Annotated in this window: 17 protein-coding genes; 9 read left to right on the forward strand and 8 right to left on the reverse strand. The window is 37.0% G+C overall.

The window, feature by feature from the left end; translation table 11 throughout:
* The first annotated feature begins 103 nt into the window (after positions 1 to 103).
* Positions 104 to 1720 (forward strand): purine-cytosine permease family protein, encoded by a 1617-nt coding sequence (locus tag MKL36_RS16315; protein WP_000116422.1) that lies wholly within the window; start codon positions 104 to 106, stop codon positions 1718 to 1720.
* 65 nt (positions 1721 to 1785) lie between these two features.
* Here the strand turns inward: MKL36_RS16315 and MKL36_RS16320 are convergent, their stop codons facing one another.
* Entirely contained in the window at positions 1786 to 2241 is a 456-nt protein-coding gene (locus MKL36_RS16320; RefSeq protein ID WP_000373859.1) for an Lrp/AsnC family transcriptional regulator, read from the reverse strand.
* Between the two features lie 156 nt (positions 2242 to 2397).
* Between MKL36_RS16320 and MKL36_RS16325 the strand changes: the two genes are divergently transcribed.
* The gene (locus MKL36_RS16325) at positions 2398 to 3009 is read left to right on the forward strand and encodes a LysE family translocator (protein ID WP_000885235.1); all 612 of its coding nucleotides are present in this window, start codon (positions 2398 to 2400) and stop codon (positions 3007 to 3009) included.
* Positions 3010 to 3079: 70 nt separating this feature from the next.
* On the opposite strand, the gene MKL36_RS16330 is transcribed toward MKL36_RS16325, so the two are convergent.
* Positions 3080 to 3691 carry a LexA family protein gene (locus MKL36_RS16330; RefSeq protein ID WP_001124846.1) on the reverse strand — a complete coding sequence of 204 codons (612 nt, stop codon included), beginning with the start codon at positions 3689 to 3691 and terminating at the stop codon, positions 3080 to 3082.
* A 282-nt stretch (positions 3692 to 3973) separates the two neighbouring features.
* On the opposite strand from MKL36_RS16330, the gene MKL36_RS16335 reads away from it, so the two are divergent.
* A complete protein-coding gene (locus MKL36_RS16335) occupies positions 3974 to 4210 on the forward strand; it encodes a hypothetical protein (RefSeq protein WP_000795915.1) in 237 nt (78 codons plus the stop codon).
* Between the two features lie 60 nt (positions 4211 to 4270).
* Here the strand turns inward: MKL36_RS16335 and MKL36_RS16340 are convergent, their stop codons facing one another.
* Positions 4271 to 5506 (reverse strand): KGG domain-containing protein, encoded by a 1236-nt coding sequence (locus tag MKL36_RS16340; RefSeq protein ID WP_139845143.1) that lies wholly within the window; start codon positions 5504 to 5506, stop codon positions 4271 to 4273.
* 487 nt (positions 5507 to 5993) lie between these two features.
* Here MKL36_RS16340 and MKL36_RS16345 point away from each other — a divergent pair, with 487 nt between their 5' ends.
* Positions 5994 to 6404 carry a DUF6367 family protein gene (locus tag MKL36_RS16345; protein WP_370735211.1) on the forward strand — a complete coding sequence of 137 codons (411 nt, stop codon included), beginning with the start codon at positions 5994 to 5996 and terminating at the stop codon, positions 6402 to 6404.
* A gap of 141 nt (positions 6405 to 6545) precedes the next feature.
* Positions 6546 to 7424 carry an SDR family oxidoreductase gene (locus MKL36_RS16350; RefSeq protein WP_000432325.1) on the forward strand — a complete coding sequence of 293 codons (879 nt, stop codon included), beginning with the start codon at positions 6546 to 6548 and terminating at the stop codon, positions 7422 to 7424.
* Between the two features lie 55 nt (positions 7425 to 7479).
* Here the strand turns inward: MKL36_RS16350 and katE are convergent, their stop codons facing one another.
* Entirely contained in the window at positions 7480 to 9624 is a 2145-nt protein-coding gene (gene katE / locus MKL36_RS16355) for a catalase HPII (protein ID WP_085941324.1), read from the reverse strand.
* Positions 9625 to 9678: 54 nt separating this feature from the next.
* Complete coding sequence (locus MKL36_RS16360; RefSeq protein WP_021510337.1) at positions 9679 to 11088, reverse strand: iron-containing redox enzyme family protein; 1410 nt, start codon at positions 11086 to 11088, stop codon at positions 9679 to 9681.
* Between the two features lie 315 nt (positions 11089 to 11403).
* Between MKL36_RS16360 and MKL36_RS16365 the strand changes: the two genes are divergently transcribed.
* From MKL36_RS16365 to surA1, 3 genes are all read left to right on the forward strand, one after another.
* Positions 11404 to 11883, forward strand: a complete 480-nt coding sequence (locus tag MKL36_RS16365; protein WP_000482091.1) for a CinA family protein — start codon at positions 11404 to 11406, stop codon at positions 11881 to 11883.
* A gap of 284 nt (positions 11884 to 12167) precedes the next feature.
* Positions 12168 to 12389, forward strand: coding sequence for a hypothetical protein (locus tag MKL36_RS16370; RefSeq protein ID WP_000108365.1), 222 nt, complete (start codon positions 12168 to 12170; stop codon positions 12387 to 12389).
* 105 nt (positions 12390 to 12494) lie between these two features.
* Positions 12495 to 12812 carry a surface antigen protein 1 gene (surA1, locus tag MKL36_RS16375; protein WP_000132045.1) on the forward strand — a complete coding sequence of 106 codons (318 nt, stop codon included), beginning with the start codon at positions 12495 to 12497 and terminating at the stop codon, positions 12810 to 12812.
* An 84-nt stretch (positions 12813 to 12896) separates the two neighbouring features.
* On the opposite strand, the gene MKL36_RS16380 is transcribed toward surA1, so the two are convergent.
* From MKL36_RS16380 to MKL36_RS16390, 3 genes are all read right to left on the reverse strand, one after another.
* Complete coding sequence (locus tag MKL36_RS16380; protein ID WP_000498476.1) at positions 12897 to 13118, reverse strand: hypothetical protein; 222 nt, start codon at positions 13116 to 13118, stop codon at positions 12897 to 12899.
* 87 nt (positions 13119 to 13205) lie between these two features.
* Complete coding sequence (locus MKL36_RS16385; RefSeq protein WP_001136759.1) at positions 13206 to 13634, reverse strand: hypothetical protein; 429 nt, start codon at positions 13632 to 13634, stop codon at positions 13206 to 13208.
* Between the two features lie 269 nt (positions 13635 to 13903).
* Positions 13904 to 14047: a hypothetical protein gene (locus MKL36_RS16390; RefSeq protein ID WP_000251637.1), complete on the reverse strand. Its 144-nt coding sequence runs from the start codon at positions 14045 to 14047 to the stop codon at positions 13904 to 13906.
* A gap of 968 nt (positions 14048 to 15015) precedes the next feature.
* Here MKL36_RS16390 and MKL36_RS16395 point away from each other — a divergent pair.
* Entirely contained in the window at positions 15016 to 15306 is a 291-nt protein-coding gene (locus tag MKL36_RS16395) for a hypothetical protein (protein WP_001984002.1), read from the forward strand.

A 15306-nucleotide genomic window follows, 5' to 3' on the forward strand; every position in this document is an offset into this window, starting at 1 on the left:
AACGTATTTTCAATTTTCCCCAAAAATCACACACTCAAAACCATCAAAAAACAATGATCAATATTTGTGTTGATTGACCGAAAATGATTGGGAGATTGATGTTATGAGTGTATCTGAACATCCAAATCTGGACACTGTGCAAGGTGCAGATTCACAAAAAGCAGTGAATGAAACCTTAGAAGATTATACTTTACGTTACGCTCCACACAGCTTTCGGCGCTGGAGTCCCAAAGTTGTTGCTATTACTGCACTTGGTGGTATTGCCTATCTTGCTGACTTTTCTATTGGTGCCAGTATTGGTATGTCTTATGGAACAACCAATGCTGTTTTCTCCATTTTATTTGCAGCGATTATTATCTTCTTAACCGGCATTCCTTTAGCCTACTACGCAGCTCGCTATAACATCGACCTTGACTTGATCACCCGCGGTGCAGGTTTTGGTTATATCGGTTCGGTCCTAACCAGTATCATTTTCGCCAGTTTCACCTTTATTTTCTTTGCCCTTGAAGGTTCAATTATGGCGCAAGGTTTATTGCTCGGTTTAGGCATTCCGCTTTGGGCAGGTTACCTCATCTCAACTGTTATGGTCATTCCACTGGTGATTTACGGCATGAAAGCTTTAAGTAAATTACAAGTCTGGACTACCCCACTTTGGCTCGTTCTAATGATTGGTCCTGTGGCGTATCTGATTTACCAAGAACCTACCTTAGTTAGCCAGTTTGCAACTTTTACAGGTCATGAAGGTTTTGCACCTGTAGATATGGCAGCGATCATGCTTGGTGCGGGTATATGCTTATCCCTCATCATGCAAATCGGTGAGCAAATTGACTACCTACGCTTCATGCCTGCAAAAACAAAAGAAAATAGTAAAGCATGGTGGGCAGCGGTTATTTCAGCGGGTCCAGGCTGGGTGATTTTAGGGGCGATTAAACAAATTATTGGGGCATTTTTAGGTTTCTATTTACTCACTAAAATACCGGGCGTAAACAGCACTGAACCTGTTCAACAGTTTAATGCAGCGTTTCATGACATGCTTCCGGGCTGGGCTGCTTTAACACTTGCGGTTATTTTGGTGGTTATTTCTCAAATTAAAATTAATGTGACCAATGCTTACTCTGGTTCCCTTGCATGGACAAGTGCCTACACTCGTATTAGCAAACATTATCCTGGTCGTATTGTCTTTGTGATCGTAAACTTGGCAATTGCACTTGCTTTAATGGAAGGCAACATGTTTGCGGTACTGGGTAAAATCTTAGGATTCTATTCAAACTTTGCGATTGCATGGGTTGTGGTTGTCGCAACAGACATTTCAATCAACAAATATGTTTTAAAACTTTCACCTAAAGAACCGGAATATCGCCGTGACATGCTCTACAACGTAAACCCTGTCGGTATGGTTGCTTTCCTTGTATCAGCAGGTTTATCGATTGCAGCATTCTTCGGATTATTGGGTAGTTTCCTAGCGCCTTACTCTCCAATTATTGCACTTGTACTTGCCTTTGTATTAACACCAATCATGGGCCTATTAACCAAAGGAAAATACTACATCAAGTCACACGATGACGGCGTTAAAGAACCACGTTACGATGCTGAAGGTACACCAGTAGCAACTGTTTATCACTGCCGCGTATGTGAGCAAGGCTATGAGCGTCCAGATATTATGTTCTCTCACAAACATAACGGTACAATTTGTTCTTTGTGTAAAACACTCGATGCCTAGATGCCTACCCCCTTTTACCAATTAAAAAAAGAAGCTTTAAAGCTTCTTTTTTTATATCTGATGATTTAGCTAATTGGAAATAAACGCTCAGGCACCACATCTTTCATCACAATGGTTGAGATGAGCCGTTGCACACTTGGAATAGCCGATAATTTTTCGTCATATAAACGCTGAAAAGCTGGTAAATCTTTAGCAACAACATGGAGTAAATAGTCAGGTTCACCAAACAAACGCTGCGCCTGAATAATTTGCGGAATCTCAATCACGGCATTTTCAAACTTCTCAACCGCCTGTTTATCGCCTTCTTTAAGCGTAATAAAAACAATCGCTGAAAACTCAAAACCGACTAAGTTTGGGTCGAGTTCTGCCCGATAGCCTTTGATAGCTCCCGACTCTTCTAAAGCCTTCACTCGTCTATGACAAGGTGAAATGCTCAAACCAACTTTTTCTGCCAATTCAGTGATAGATAATCGGCCATTTAATTGCAATTCAGCAAGAATCTTTTTATCTATGCGATCCATTTAGAAAAATTTACCCCAAATGTATGTGATATGAGCAAACATTTAAAAGCACATTCTAAATACATGAGCATATTATTTTCAACAAGCTCGAATAAATAGGGATTTTTTCTAAACCACGGGCGAAACCTTTGGAAAATAGTTTGCCGAGATAAGCATATGGCTTTTAACATTTTTATTGCATTTTGGAGTGTCTCCATTCTTTTTATTATTACGCCAGGGGCAGACTGGGCCTACGCCATTTCCGCAGGTATTAAGGGTAAAGTCGTCGTCCCCGCTGTTGCAGGTATGCTATTCGGGCACTTTATTACGATTTTATTGGTAGCGGCTGGTGTTGGTCTGCTTGTAGCAAATAACCCAACTGCTCTGATGATCCTTACTGTTGCGGGTTCTGCTTATTTATTATGGATGGGAATAAATTTATTACTCACCCCTCCTACTCCGAATCAGTCTGGTTCTGAAAAGGCTCAGTCATGGTTGAGATGGGCTACCAAAGGCGTTTATGTGAGTGGATTAAACCCGAAAGTTTTTTTACTCTTTTTAGCTCTGCTTCCTCAATTTATTGACACTACAGCTTCATGGTCAGTGACAACGCAAATTCTTGCCTTTGGTGTTGTTCACATAATTAGCTGCGCCATCATTTACTTAATGGTGGGTTATGGTTCAGAGGCTATTTTGAAAACCAGACCACAAGCAGCACAGTTAGTGGGCCGTTTTTCGGGCGGTTTGATGGTTGTTATCGCAACGTGCTTATTGATTGGGCAAATTTAAAAGTCATTTAGGAAAAAGTTACTGACTCACTTTTCGGGTCGGTAACTTAAATAATAAATATAAGAAAAATTTATCTCATTCGTTTGAGGTTATAGGTCACGACTCCCCAAATCACCAGTTCTTGCCCCTCTTCAATATAAATATTTTGATAATCAGGGTTTTCTGCTTTCAGCCACACTTTAGGGGGGTGAAATTGGGTATCAATCATTAAGCGCTTAACAGTGAAATCATTGTCGATAAGTGCAATCACTATATCGCCCGATTTAGCGGGAATACTACGGTCCACAATAAGCGGATCATCAATATCAATTCCGGCATCTAACATAGACAACGAATTGGCTTTGACAATAAAGGTGGCATTTTCATTTCTAATTAAATATTCATTTAAATCGAGTGCTTGCTCAATATCGTCTTGCGCTGGTGATGGGAAACCCGCAGCAACACGTTCTGTCGCCAAAGGAATGTGGTAAATTTTATCGTTGTTCGGATGAACCTGCTGTATCTTTAGTTTTGAAGTGAAATCTGTCTGGTTATTGGTTTTGACATTATTCAGTAACCAATTTTTGATAAAGTTGACTTGAGATTCAGGAACACGAATCACTTTGGTGGGTTCATTGAACTGTGCTTTACGGCCGGCGTTTTCCCGTGCACCGCCATGCTCGAATTCTTTCTTCTTTGGCATATCGCCTCCATTTCACCGTTCAAATCCTACACAAACAATGTAACTTGAAAAAGTTACATTTTCAAGTTGACGAAATATTTTTTTTGCATAACAATAAATTTCATGATCAGATTTTAATCCATTTTGCTTTTAACAGGGATGTTAAAACGGAAATGGTAATTTGAAGAGAATCAAAACCTATTGTGAAATAGTTCTTATTACTGACTGTTTTGATTTTTATCAATGAAATTCTGAACACTTAAATATGAGTTAGATTCAGTTTTTGGTATGGAGACATGCGAAATGAAAAATCAACGTGATGCAGTTTTAGGTTATGCAGATGAACAACATGCCTACTATATCCGTCTTATTGAAAATGATGCGGTATTAGGCGAAAGCTATGGAATTTTCTGTGAAAATCCGGAAAGTGAAGCAGCCGAAAGTATTATGACGACACTATTTTTAAAGAAATCATTTTGGTTAAATGGCTCAGAATTCACAGATATTGTAAAAGGCTTACATCCCCTTACCCACTCATAAGTTTAAAATAATAAAAATAAAGGAGGCATAATGCCTCCTTTATTCTCAAAAACTGTTTGCTTAAGACGTAAAGCGTCCATAAGCATCGCGTTTTTGATTACGAGAGTTCTGACCACGACCATCTGAACGGCCACGGCGGTCATCATCGTCGTCATCGTCATCACGACGGCTGCGACCACGGCCTCGGCCACCTGAACGACCACGATCATCATCTTCATCGTCATCATCATAACGACTGCGGCCACGGCCTCGACCACCTGAACGACCGCGATCATCATCTTCATCGTCATCATCACGACGGCTGCGGCCACGACCTCGGCCACCTGAACGGCCACGTTCATCATCTTCATCGTCGTCATCATAACGACTGCGGCCACGGCCTCGGCCACCTGAACGACCACGGTCATCATCTTCGTCATCATCGTCACGACGGCTGCGACCACGACCTCGGCCACCTGAACGGCCACGGTCATCATCTTCATCGTCGTCATCATAACGGCTGCGGCCACGACCTCGACCGCCTGAACGACCGCGATCATCATCTTCATCGTCGTCATCATAACGGCTGCGGCCACGACCTCGACCGCCTGAACGACCGCGATCATCATCTTCATCGTCGTCATCACGGCGGCTGCGGCCACGACCTCGGCCACCTGAGCGACCGCGATCATCATCTTCATCGTCGTCATCACGGCGGCTGCGGCCACGACCTCGACCGCCTGAACGGCCACGGTCATCATCTTCATCGTCGTCATCACGGCGGCTGCGACCACGACCTCGGCCACCTGAACGACCGCGATCATCATCTTCATCGTCATCATCACGGCTGCGACCACGGCCTCGGCCACCTGAGCGACCGCGATCATCATCTTCGTCGTCATCATCACGATTGCGACCACGGCCACGACCGCCTGAGCGACCGCGATCATCATCTTCGTCGTCATCATCATAACGACTGCGGCCACGGCCTCGACCACTTGAACGGCCACGGTCATCATCTTCGTCGTCATCATAACGGCTGCGACCACGACCATTACGATCATCGTTTTTATGACTTAAAGCACCAGCTTCACGAGCCTCTTCTGAGGTAAATTCATGTGCGTTACCACTGGCATGTGCAGCACGGCCAGCTTCACGAGCTTCTTCTGAAGTAAATTCATGCGCATTGCCACTGGCATGTGCAGCTCGCCCACCTTTACTGGCTATTTCTCTGACTCTTTCAGGATCCATACTTGCAAATCCACGATTTGAAGTACCTGAACTATTGTTATCATCTTCATATCTAGTATTAGCCATAGTTATATCTTCCTATATTAAAATTATAAGTCGCTACCGCTTTTATTGAACGGATAAATTTAAGATAAGAGATTTAAATTATTTTTATACCCATGCTATGTTTCAATCTTTTTAAATGTATATAATTTAAATTTCAAATAAAAACTCTAACTTCATTATTTAAATAAAGATTTCCTTAGTTAAAATATTTATAAATTATTAGCTAATTTTACTTTTTAAATACTCACCATACTTATTATTACTCAAACCTACATAACAATATATTTTTACAAATGCATTTAAAAATTCAGGCTAAATAACACAAACTTTCATAACGTACAAATCAATAAAAAACAAAAACATCTTCACTATTGAAGAAACAAACCTAAAATATAATTAAAATTACTTAAAAACAATAACATAAACCATTAATTTTGCATAAAAACTTTACTTGAGTGATTAAAATCAAGTTTTAAAATTAACATATAATATTTGTGAGAAAAGAATGATGCAACCTACTAATACAAACTCAACGCTACAATATATTCATATTTCTGTACCTGAAATTTTACTCAGTAATATTCAAATAAAAAATTCTTGGCAAGATTATAACCAAGAATGGAGCTATAGATTAGACCCGCCTCACGCAAGCCATCCTTTTCAGAGAGACTTGTATATTATTAAATCAAAAAATATTGAAACGGAAGATATAAAAAAAATATTAGATAATATAGTTGTTAAAAACAGTAAAAATAAAGATGACTTAAAAAATATAGTCGAAGCGGAAACAGTAATAAAAGAAATTTTAGATTTATCTAATTATATACCTATAGAAAATTGGCTAAATGATACAGGTAATCGATCAATTGTTGAAAGTATGATTGATAAAAACAAGGTTAAATTATTAGATATTATCTAACCTAACTTGATATGTTATATTTTTTTACATCCTTATATATAAAATAACAAAGACAACTTTTTAAAAAAGACTATTTACTCATATTCACGTGCAAATTAACCAATATAGAGGGACTGAAAATTAAATAGAGGTAGTCTAGACATGGAAAATACAACGAATCAGTATCCATCAGAAGTTCCTGCACAAGTTCAACCTCATCAACCAGGTGATCAGGAGAAAATGCATCCTGAACCAGAAATTATTAAAGCATCCCATAAAGGCAGTGAAAAACTAAAAGGCAAAGTTGCCGTCATTAGCGGTGGTGATAGCGGTATAGGCCGTTCAGTTGCCGTACTATTTGCCCGTGAAGGTGCCGATATTGCTGTACTGTACCTTGAAGAAGACCAAGATGCTGAAATTACTAAACAGCTTATTGAAAAGGAAGGACAACAATGTCTTTTATTAAAAGGTGATATTTCCGATCCAGACCTTGCAAAACAAAATATTGATAAGGTTTTACAGCATTTTGGAAAAATTAATATTTTAGTGAATAATGCGGGTGTGCAATATCAACAAAAAGAAATTGAAAGTATTAGTAATGAACAATTAGAAAAAACATTTAAAACAAATATTTTTGCCATGTTTTATTTAACCAAAGAAGCCATTCCTTATATGGAGGAAGGTGATAGCATTATTAACACCACCAGTATTACCAGTTACCAAGGTCATGATGAGTTGATTGATTATGCAAGTACTAAAGGTGCAATTACCTCTTTTACTCGTAGTCTATCGAACAATTTAATGAAGCAGAAAAAAGGTATTCGTGTAAATGGTGTTGCACCAGGCCCAATCTGGACTCCCCTTATTCCAAGTAGTTTCGATGCCGAGACCGTCGAAAAGTTTGGTAAAGATACCCCAATGGGTAGAATGGGTCAGCCAAGTGAAGTCGCCCCTGCTTACCTTTTCCTTGCCTCAGATGATGCAAGTTATATTACTGGTCAGGTTATTCATGTAAATGGCGGTCAAATTGTTAATGGCTAATAACATAATTTAGAAAAAGCCCTGAAAGCGTTTAAACTTTCAGGGCTTTTTTTATCTAAGCCGGTACATGAGCAGCTATTTGTTCTCTTGACCAAACACGGTGTGCTTTAATCAGGTTCTTAAATTTTTCCGCAACATGCTGGAACTCATCTTCAATTAAAGTTCCTTCATCCGCCACTAAACCTAATGGTTCAAGCAAATCAGATTTATTACCTAAAAATACGATTGGCTTTAAGTGCTTATAAGCTTCGAGTAAGTAATGGCGAGCTACCCCGTCTTGCATAACCGTATTTAGGTTATCGCCATCCGGAATAATTACCGCATCATAGGCAATTGAAGGCTCAGACATTTGCATGCCATCAGCCACAATAACGTTATCTTTATGATCTTTGACTGGAGCCAAGCTCGGCGCTAGTAAATGAAGGATAACGCCTTCTTTAATTGCCCAGTTTTTAATAGCCTCCAATGCATCAGACTTCACCATGTTATGGATAAGTACAGCAACTTTTCTACCTTGAATATCTTCAGGTGGGAAAGCTAAAAAAGATAACTTGGCAGATTTTTCAACTGCTGTTTTCTTATAGTTTAGGGTTAAGTCAGGCACTTCAATACCTAAATTTGCCCCTACTTGACGTGCCAAATCTAGGTCGATATTTGCCAAAATTTGTTGAACTTGACGCTCACGAATATGCTTTCTTTGAACTTTACTTAATTCGAAAGTATAGGCATCGACCACATGTTTTTGTTCATGCGGTGCAAGGCTTTTGTAATATAGTCGCGGTTGAGAGAAATAATCAGAGAACGTCTCACTTCTTTGACGAAGTTTATGGCCACTAATTTTTTCAGGATAACTTTCAAAACCACCATTTGATGCCGCTGGCGGTGTTTCTACTGGCCAATTTCCATCAATTGAGTTTGGTTGATATGCAGCCTGTCCTTTATGAATGGTATGCTGATGAATACCATCACGTTGATTGTTATGGAATGGACACACAGGTTTGTTAATCGGAATTTGGTGGAAGTTTGGTCCACCTAAACGGCTTAACTGGGTATCTGTGTATGAAAATAGACGTGCTTGTAAAAGCGGGTCATCTGTAAAATCAATACCAGGTACTACATGACCCGGACAGAAAGCTACCTGCTCTGTTTCAGCAAAGAAGTTATCTACATTTCTATTTAAAACGAATCGACCAATTGGCGTAACAGGTACTAATTCTTCAGGAATAATTTTTGTTGGGTCCAGCAAATCGAAGTCAAAGTTCATTTCATCTTCTTCTTCGACAATCTGCACACCGAGTTCCCATTCTGGATAAAAACCTTGCTCAATTGCTTCATAAAGATCACGACGGTGGAAATCCGGGTCTTTACCCGCAAGTTTTTGAGCTTCATCCCATACTAGCGCACTCAAACCTTGCTTTGGTGTCCAGTGAAATTTCACAAAATGTGATTTACCTTCAGCATTAATTAAACGGAACGTATGCACACCAAAACCTTGGATCGAACGTAAGTTACGAGGAATCGCACGGTCTGACATCGCCCAAATTACCGCATGTGCTGACTCGGGTACTAAAGACACAAAATCCCAGAAAGTATCATGCGCAGTTGCACCTGTTGGGATTTCTGTGTCCGGTTCAGGTTTTACCGCATGTACAAAGTCTGGAAATTTAATCCCGTCTTGCACAAAAAAGACAGGTGCGTTATTTCCTACCAAGTCGAAGTTACCTTCTTGGGTATAAAACTTAATGGCAAAACCGCGGATATCACGAACAGTGTCGGCAGAACCACGAGGCCCTTGCACTGTTGAAAAACGTACAAAAATAGGCGTCTGAATAGTTGGGTCTGTCAAGAATCCAGCTTTGGTTAAACGTTCGTTTCCTTCATATGCCTGAAAATAACCATGTGCCCCTACACCACGCGCATGCACAATACGCTCAGGTATACGCTCATGGTCAAAGTGGGTGATTTTTTCTCTTAAAATGAAATCTTCCAATAAAGTCGAGCCACGAATACCCGCTCTTAAGCTATTTTGGTTATCCGCTATTTTAACCCCCTGATTTGTGGTTAAAGCTTCATTAGTTGCATCATCTCTAACTGTGTCTAACTGTTCAGTTTTCTGGGTAGTATTGGCTTTATTTGCTGCATCGGCACCAGCCATTTCACTTGTTTTATTGGTTGATTTAGTATTGTCGTTCATGTCCATTACCTATGTTTTTGAAAGTTAAACTTGGGGTTGAAGTAGAAAACGTTTATAAAACTAGTTTTTAAACGTACCTAAATAAGGAAAAAGGAGTTCTACGTATTTACGAGTACTCCAAAGACCAATACTTTTATGATGAGAATCTGGGGCAAGAAACGGAGTAAGTTTGCAAATCTTTATGGCAAGGTCACTTGATTGTTGGACGCGCTCTTGTAGTGCATCAAGTTCGCCATCCGAGATATAACTAAATAAATAGTCCTGAATACGCTGGCTATTCTTTAGTTCTCTGCTGTATGCCAAGAAGTTAGAAGAATGATCACTACCAGCAATCCAGTCATGAATAATTTGGCGCTCTACAGGGTTAAACACCCCAAACATTTTTCCATTTTCTTCATTAATCATTCGCCAGAATACGCTCTGTTCAGGGTCGGTATTAAACTTAATCCATTTGTGTTCAGTTAAATGAGTGATTAAACCTGCAATGTCATCGGGATTTGATAACCATTGATTAATGGTCTTGCACCCAAACTGTCTGGTTTCGTTATGAATTAACTGACCGACAAGCGCCTTTCTTTTGAAAATTCTATGGACAAAGTCTTCAGTATTTAAATTTTTTATAATGTTTGAAGAGGATACCCCATGATTATTAAGGGCAAAACCATGTTTTAGCTTGGTCAAGAAGAGTTCTTTATCTCTATATTTATTATAAATATCTTCAATAACTTTAATGGCTTTATAGGCATGACCATTGTCAATATTGTCGATAGTGATATGAAGATTAAAGTATTTAGAATCAATACCTAATTCAGCAAGCTCATAATTCGAAATTAAAAGATGCAGTGGTAACTGCTCATAGCCTAAATTAAAACCCACAATCTCGGGAATAAACTCAGGAGGTGCATAACCCAGAGCAAGCTGCACAACTGCTTGATGATAATACTCGTCTTCTAAAAGCAGATCGAAACTGTCTAGCCCTAGACTGCGTAAAAGGTCATCATAGATACAGACATGGTTTGCTTTTGGCTCACCTAACCCAAGCTCTTCGAGATAAGTAATAATTAATTCATGAAAAATAGGATCATTCCAATAATGCACTGAGCTATATAGCCATGCACCGTCTACTTTTTTGGTTGGAGACACCTTTATTAAAAACTCAAATGCCTGAGCGACGTTCTTAAAATACTCTCTATCTTGACCAGATTGTCTACGATTTAAATATGCCTGAAATTCCTGACAATTTTTTTTATTATCGTTTTCACACCATGCCTTAATCAAATTGATATCCGAAGGAAAATCTATTTCCTTCATCTCTAGTTTATCTATCTCTTTAACAAGAAAATCTCTAGCCTTTTTCTCTTTCTCAAAACTAGAAACATCAGGATCAAGGAAAAAAACAAACAATTCATAATAATTTTGTTGATTATCTTGTAATAAGTCTAATAATCGTTTTTTCACTACAACAGGCATTTTCATTCTCCGTCTGTGAGATATCAATTACCATACGTCACCCTAACTATAATCGAGTTTTAAGTTTGTTATTTTGCGTTATTAAAAAACAAGGTAAATACAATAAATCCAAAAAATTCATATATATATAAAATAACGCAAAATTACATTTAAACTTTTAGTATTATTTAAGCTGCTGTTTTTATATAAAATTTGCAAATCTTAATCCAATTTTACATTAACTTCACCATCAAAATTATAAACATTAAAAAAATAACAAAGCAAACAATTAAATAGTTTTATAACATTTTAAAAACAATTGTAGGGAGAATTAAAATGTTCAATAAATGTTGCGAATTATTAGCAAAGGAAAAAATTAAAATTGCATTTTTTGAAAGCGCCTCTGCGGGTTACCTTGCTTATCGTTTCTCTTTAAGTCCTTATTCAGGCGATATTCTGATTGGAAGCCTTGTAAGTTACGACCTTCGCGTAAAGGAAAATACCTTACATATTTCAGAAGAGCTTATTGAAAAATACACTGCAGAATCAATGCAAGTGACTGTTGAAATGATTAATAAAGGTAAAGAACTTTTACATGCCGACCTGTATGTTGCCTGCACAGGTCTTTTGAAAAAAGGCGGCTCTGAAACACCAGAAAAACCTGTAGGTACTTTCTTTTACTCAATATATTATAAAAATAATTTTTATAATTTTAGACGTGTTTTAAGGGGGCCTGCCTTTTTAAAACTAAGAAAGTTGATTTACTATGTTACTCAAGATATAAAACTTATTATATTAGAAGACAAAAGGCGTTAATTTTATATAAAAGTTAACAAATATACATTTAGAAATATTTATTATCTTTCTTAAATATTATGTGCTGAAATGTAAGTTTTTAAATGTTCATATTAATAATGTTTATGACATAAAATTACATACATTAAAAATCAGCAAGTTATTTAAAATTTATAAATTTTAAGTTTACAGTTAAATATAGGGTAACACCCCTACCCTACACATTTAAAATCTACATGTTTTAATAACCCTATCTGAAGCTCTCAGATAAAACACATCGTCATAATTGATATGAGGTATTAAAAATGAGCACTACTAATAATCAAGCAAATCAACGCAATAATCAGCAGCAACAACAACAGCAAAATGACAACCGTAATCAACAGCAACACGGTAACCAACAGCAAAACGATCAACAGCAACAAAATAACCAGCAACAACAGCAAAATGATAACCGCGGCCAACAACAAGGATCTAATCAAAAAGATTCTGGCCAACAAAACTCAAATAACAACCAACAACGTTAATCGTTTGTAGTTGTTCTTTGATGCGGTCGATCATTTAGGAAGGTGACCTCACCTTCCTAAATCAAAATATAAGCATAAAATTCAATAAAATATGAGGGAATTCTGATGACAGATCAAAATACAGATCATGCTCAATTGGTAGCTGGCGATCATAACTATTCTGACTCTCGCTGGCGCGAAAGCTATCTTACTCGACCTTATTATCAAGAAGCTCAATTAACTACACCAGATCTAGATTATGATCGTGATTTCTCTGCAGCTTATGAACTTGGTCATCGAGCTCGTTCTGAATCTAAAGAAGGAACTCAGTTTGAAGATATGGAAGGCAGCTTGCAGCAAAAATGGGAAGAGCTAAAAGCTGAGTCCCGCCTAAAATGGGAACACGCTAAACAAGCGATTAAAGATGCATGGGATGATATGTAACATCCTCAAAAGGTCCATAGCTATAAGCTTATTTCCTATTGGCCCTGGGAAATAGGCTTTTTTATTGTCCTAAAATTATGAGCATTAAAAAAATGGTGGCATATTAAAATTATGACTAAGATATTGATTTGCTAAAATTGGATCATCAAAAACTTCTTTTTTAAATTGTACGCTCGGTGTTGTAGCGAGTACATGTGTCGGCTTAATAGTAACTTCCACTACATACTTATTTTGCTCATACTTAGCTTTTACGCCATAAATCTCAGAATCATTAATGCAAGTTCCATCTGTAAAATATACAAACATACGTACTACCTTAAATATTACTCATCATAGCGGTCTTATCAAAAATAAAGCCTGACTCAGATAATCAGGTCAGGCCTTTCATCAAAATTAACTTTGATTTTTCTTAAAATATTCAATTATTTCTTCCCCATTATTTACAGGCTTTTTCTGCGAAGGGTAAGTTTCTTCATAGGCATAGGCGGGTAAAGTAATTTTAGCTCGAATTGGAGGTAATTTTTCTTGTCCACCTGTGGTAATTCGCTCAATAAAACCAGCAAGCCAAAGGACAAACTCCTGAGTATTTTTACTTTTAGGAATAAGACTTAAATCCAATTTAATTTTTGACTCTTGCAAAGGTTTAATGAGTATTTCGGCAAAATCAATATAATTATATAAAAGCTTTAATTTTGTCCCCTTTATTTCTTGTCTGAGTTCAATCATCAAATTATTAAGATCTTCCATCGGATCATCCGTAAAGCCTTTTTTTTCTTTAACATTTTGATATATTTTCTCAGCTATTTTTAAATATTGGGGCATATCCTTACCTTTTATAGTTCGCTCTTACTAAAATGAATTTTGGATGAATATAAGTAAGCTATTGTGTTTGTTTTATTAACTTTTTGAAACGGTAACTTAAGATTGCAACAAAACGGTAACAACAAATTCTCCAAATTGTAAAAACAAAATAAATATTTGATTAATTTTATATTTTTATATATTTCATTATTATTAATTTATATTTTTTATATAAAATAACGATTAAAAAAGCCTACTAAAAAAGTAGGCTTTTGAAAGAAGCTAATCTATTACGAGTTTTTATTCATGTCATGAGATGTAGCTGGATCACTTGCTTCATGCATGCCGTCATTTCTTGAATTACGATCTTGGCAAGCACTCATACCCATAGCAATTGCCAACACCATACTTACTGCACAAAAGATTCTTACCATTTAAATCACCTTTATAAATATTAAAATGTAGGTTTATGAATAACATTATCTTATGTTGGCCTACCGCAGTGGTTCTCTTAACTTTTGTAGATTATGCAAGCTTTTGTAAAAACCAAAAATTATGATTAATAAAATTATATTTCTTGCAATTGATATTTTGGTTATTTTTTGGCAAGCAGTGTTTAGGAGGCTCAGGTCATGTTATAAAAATCGAATTATTAAATAGTTTAGCCAAATAACACACCTAATTAGAGATATTGATATACTATACAAATAAACAATTAATAAATATTTGATATTTAAGATTAAAAAATAATAGTGTGACTTATATTCAAATTATTTATACTCATATTATATTTTTTAATTTTTCTATTTTCTAAATAAAAACAGTGAAATATTTATATCAAGTTATATAAATCAATCTTTTATTTTTGCAATTGACCCACCCCAATGCTCAGCTTATGATGCTCGCGCTGACCAATTTTGTCAGTCGGTTTTAGCAGACCGTCTACCTAAGTGCACTAAAAACACGTTTTTTGGTGTGACGCCCCTCGTGCCTTTGATGGAGGAACGGGAGTGGGACACCCTTGGGTGTGCTGGTTTCTTAGGTATCAGTCTGCTAACCCTCTTTCGTTTCGCCACCATAATAATGAGCAATGAGTGGGCATAACTTCTTTTAACCAAGGAGTCACTCATGACTATTATTCTATATTTTTTAAATTCTTTTATTAAACCTACTTACATTCAACTTCTTTTACTCAAGCAGTCATTTCTTAGAGTTCTTTCTCATCCTCTGTTTAAAAGAACTACCTACTATAGAGTTCGAAAAATTTTTACTTAATCTTTTTGTGTACCCATCTTGATATACAAGATTGGGGCAGAAGTTTTATGTATTCAAAATCACATAAAGATTAAAACTTCTATCAACATCACTTAACGATAACAACAACCCATGAAGAGTAACAAGAATGTTTTTTCTCTATCGTTTTGTTTTGGTGAGCCTTCTGACAATAGGTGTTTTAAATTTGATGGGGTGCAGGCCAATGAGTAAAAATGAATTTAATACGCGTTGTGTATGGGCCGGACATGACCTTTCAGCGTGTAATTGTATTTATAATTCTTTAGAGCAGCATTATTCACCTCAATTTGTAGAAAGTTTACCAAAATTAAGTTTGCAAAATATTGATGCAAAAATGAACTTTGTAGAAACCATGAATCAAACAATGCAGCAGTGCCAATTGAGTGCGAGCAAACACTAA

It is taken from the genome of Acinetobacter sp. AOR12_HL (assembly GCF_027855275.1).
Classification (GTDB): domain Bacteria; phylum Pseudomonadota; class Gammaproteobacteria; order Pseudomonadales; family Moraxellaceae; genus Acinetobacter; species Acinetobacter baumannii.

Coding starts and splice junctions, on each gene's coding strand:
- MKL36_RS16325 (WP_000885235.1), top strand. CDS start 2,398: ATGGCTTTTAACATTTTTATTGCATTTTGGAGTGTCTCCATTCTTTTT.
- MKL36_RS16380 (WP_000498476.1), bottom strand. CDS start 13,118: ATGTTTGTATATTTTACAGATGGAACTTGCATTAATGATTCTGAGATT.
- MKL36_RS16395 (WP_001984002.1), top strand. CDS start 15,016: ATGTTTTTTCTCTATCGTTTTGTTTTGGTGAGCCTTCTGACAATAGGT.
- MKL36_RS16360 (WP_021510337.1), bottom strand. CDS start 11,088: ATGCCTGTTGTAGTGAAAAAACGATTATTAGACTTATTACAAGATAAT.
- MKL36_RS16320 (WP_000373859.1), bottom strand. CDS start 2,241: ATGGATCGCATAGATAAAAAGATTCTTGCTGAATTGCAATTAAATGGC.
- MKL36_RS16330 (WP_001124846.1), bottom strand. CDS start 3,691: ATGCCAAAGAAGAAAGAATTCGAGCATGGCGGTGCACGGGAAAACGCC.
- MKL36_RS16315 (WP_000116422.1), top strand. CDS start 104: ATGAGTGTATCTGAACATCCAAATCTGGACACTGTGCAAGGTGCAGAT.
- MKL36_RS16385 (WP_001136759.1), bottom strand. CDS start 13,634: ATGCCCCAATATTTAAAAATAGCTGAGAAAATATATCAAAATGTTAAA.
- MKL36_RS16370 (WP_000108365.1), top strand. CDS start 12,168: ATGAGCACTACTAATAATCAAGCAAATCAACGCAATAATCAGCAGCAA.
- MKL36_RS16345 (WP_370735211.1), top strand. CDS start 5,994: ATGCAACCTACTAATACAAACTCAACGCTACAATATATTCATATTTCT.
- MKL36_RS16350 (WP_000432325.1), top strand. CDS start 6,546: ATGGAAAATACAACGAATCAGTATCCATCAGAAGTTCCTGCACAAGTT.
- katE (WP_085941324.1), bottom strand. CDS start 9,624: ATGGACATGAACGACAATACTAAATCAACCAATAAAACAAGTGAAATG.
- MKL36_RS16390 (WP_000251637.1), bottom strand. CDS start 14,047: ATGGTAAGAATCTTTTGTGCAGTAAGTATGGTGTTGGCAATTGCTATG.
- MKL36_RS16335 (WP_000795915.1), top strand. CDS start 3,974: ATGAAAAATCAACGTGATGCAGTTTTAGGTTATGCAGATGAACAACAT.
- MKL36_RS16340 (WP_139845143.1), bottom strand. CDS start 5,506: ATGGCTAATACTAGATATGAAGATGATAACAATAGTTCAGGTACTTCA.
- surA1 (WP_000132045.1), top strand. CDS start 12,495: ATGACAGATCAAAATACAGATCATGCTCAATTGGTAGCTGGCGATCAT.
- MKL36_RS16365 (WP_000482091.1), top strand. CDS start 11,404: ATGTTCAATAAATGTTGCGAATTATTAGCAAAGGAAAAAATTAAAATT.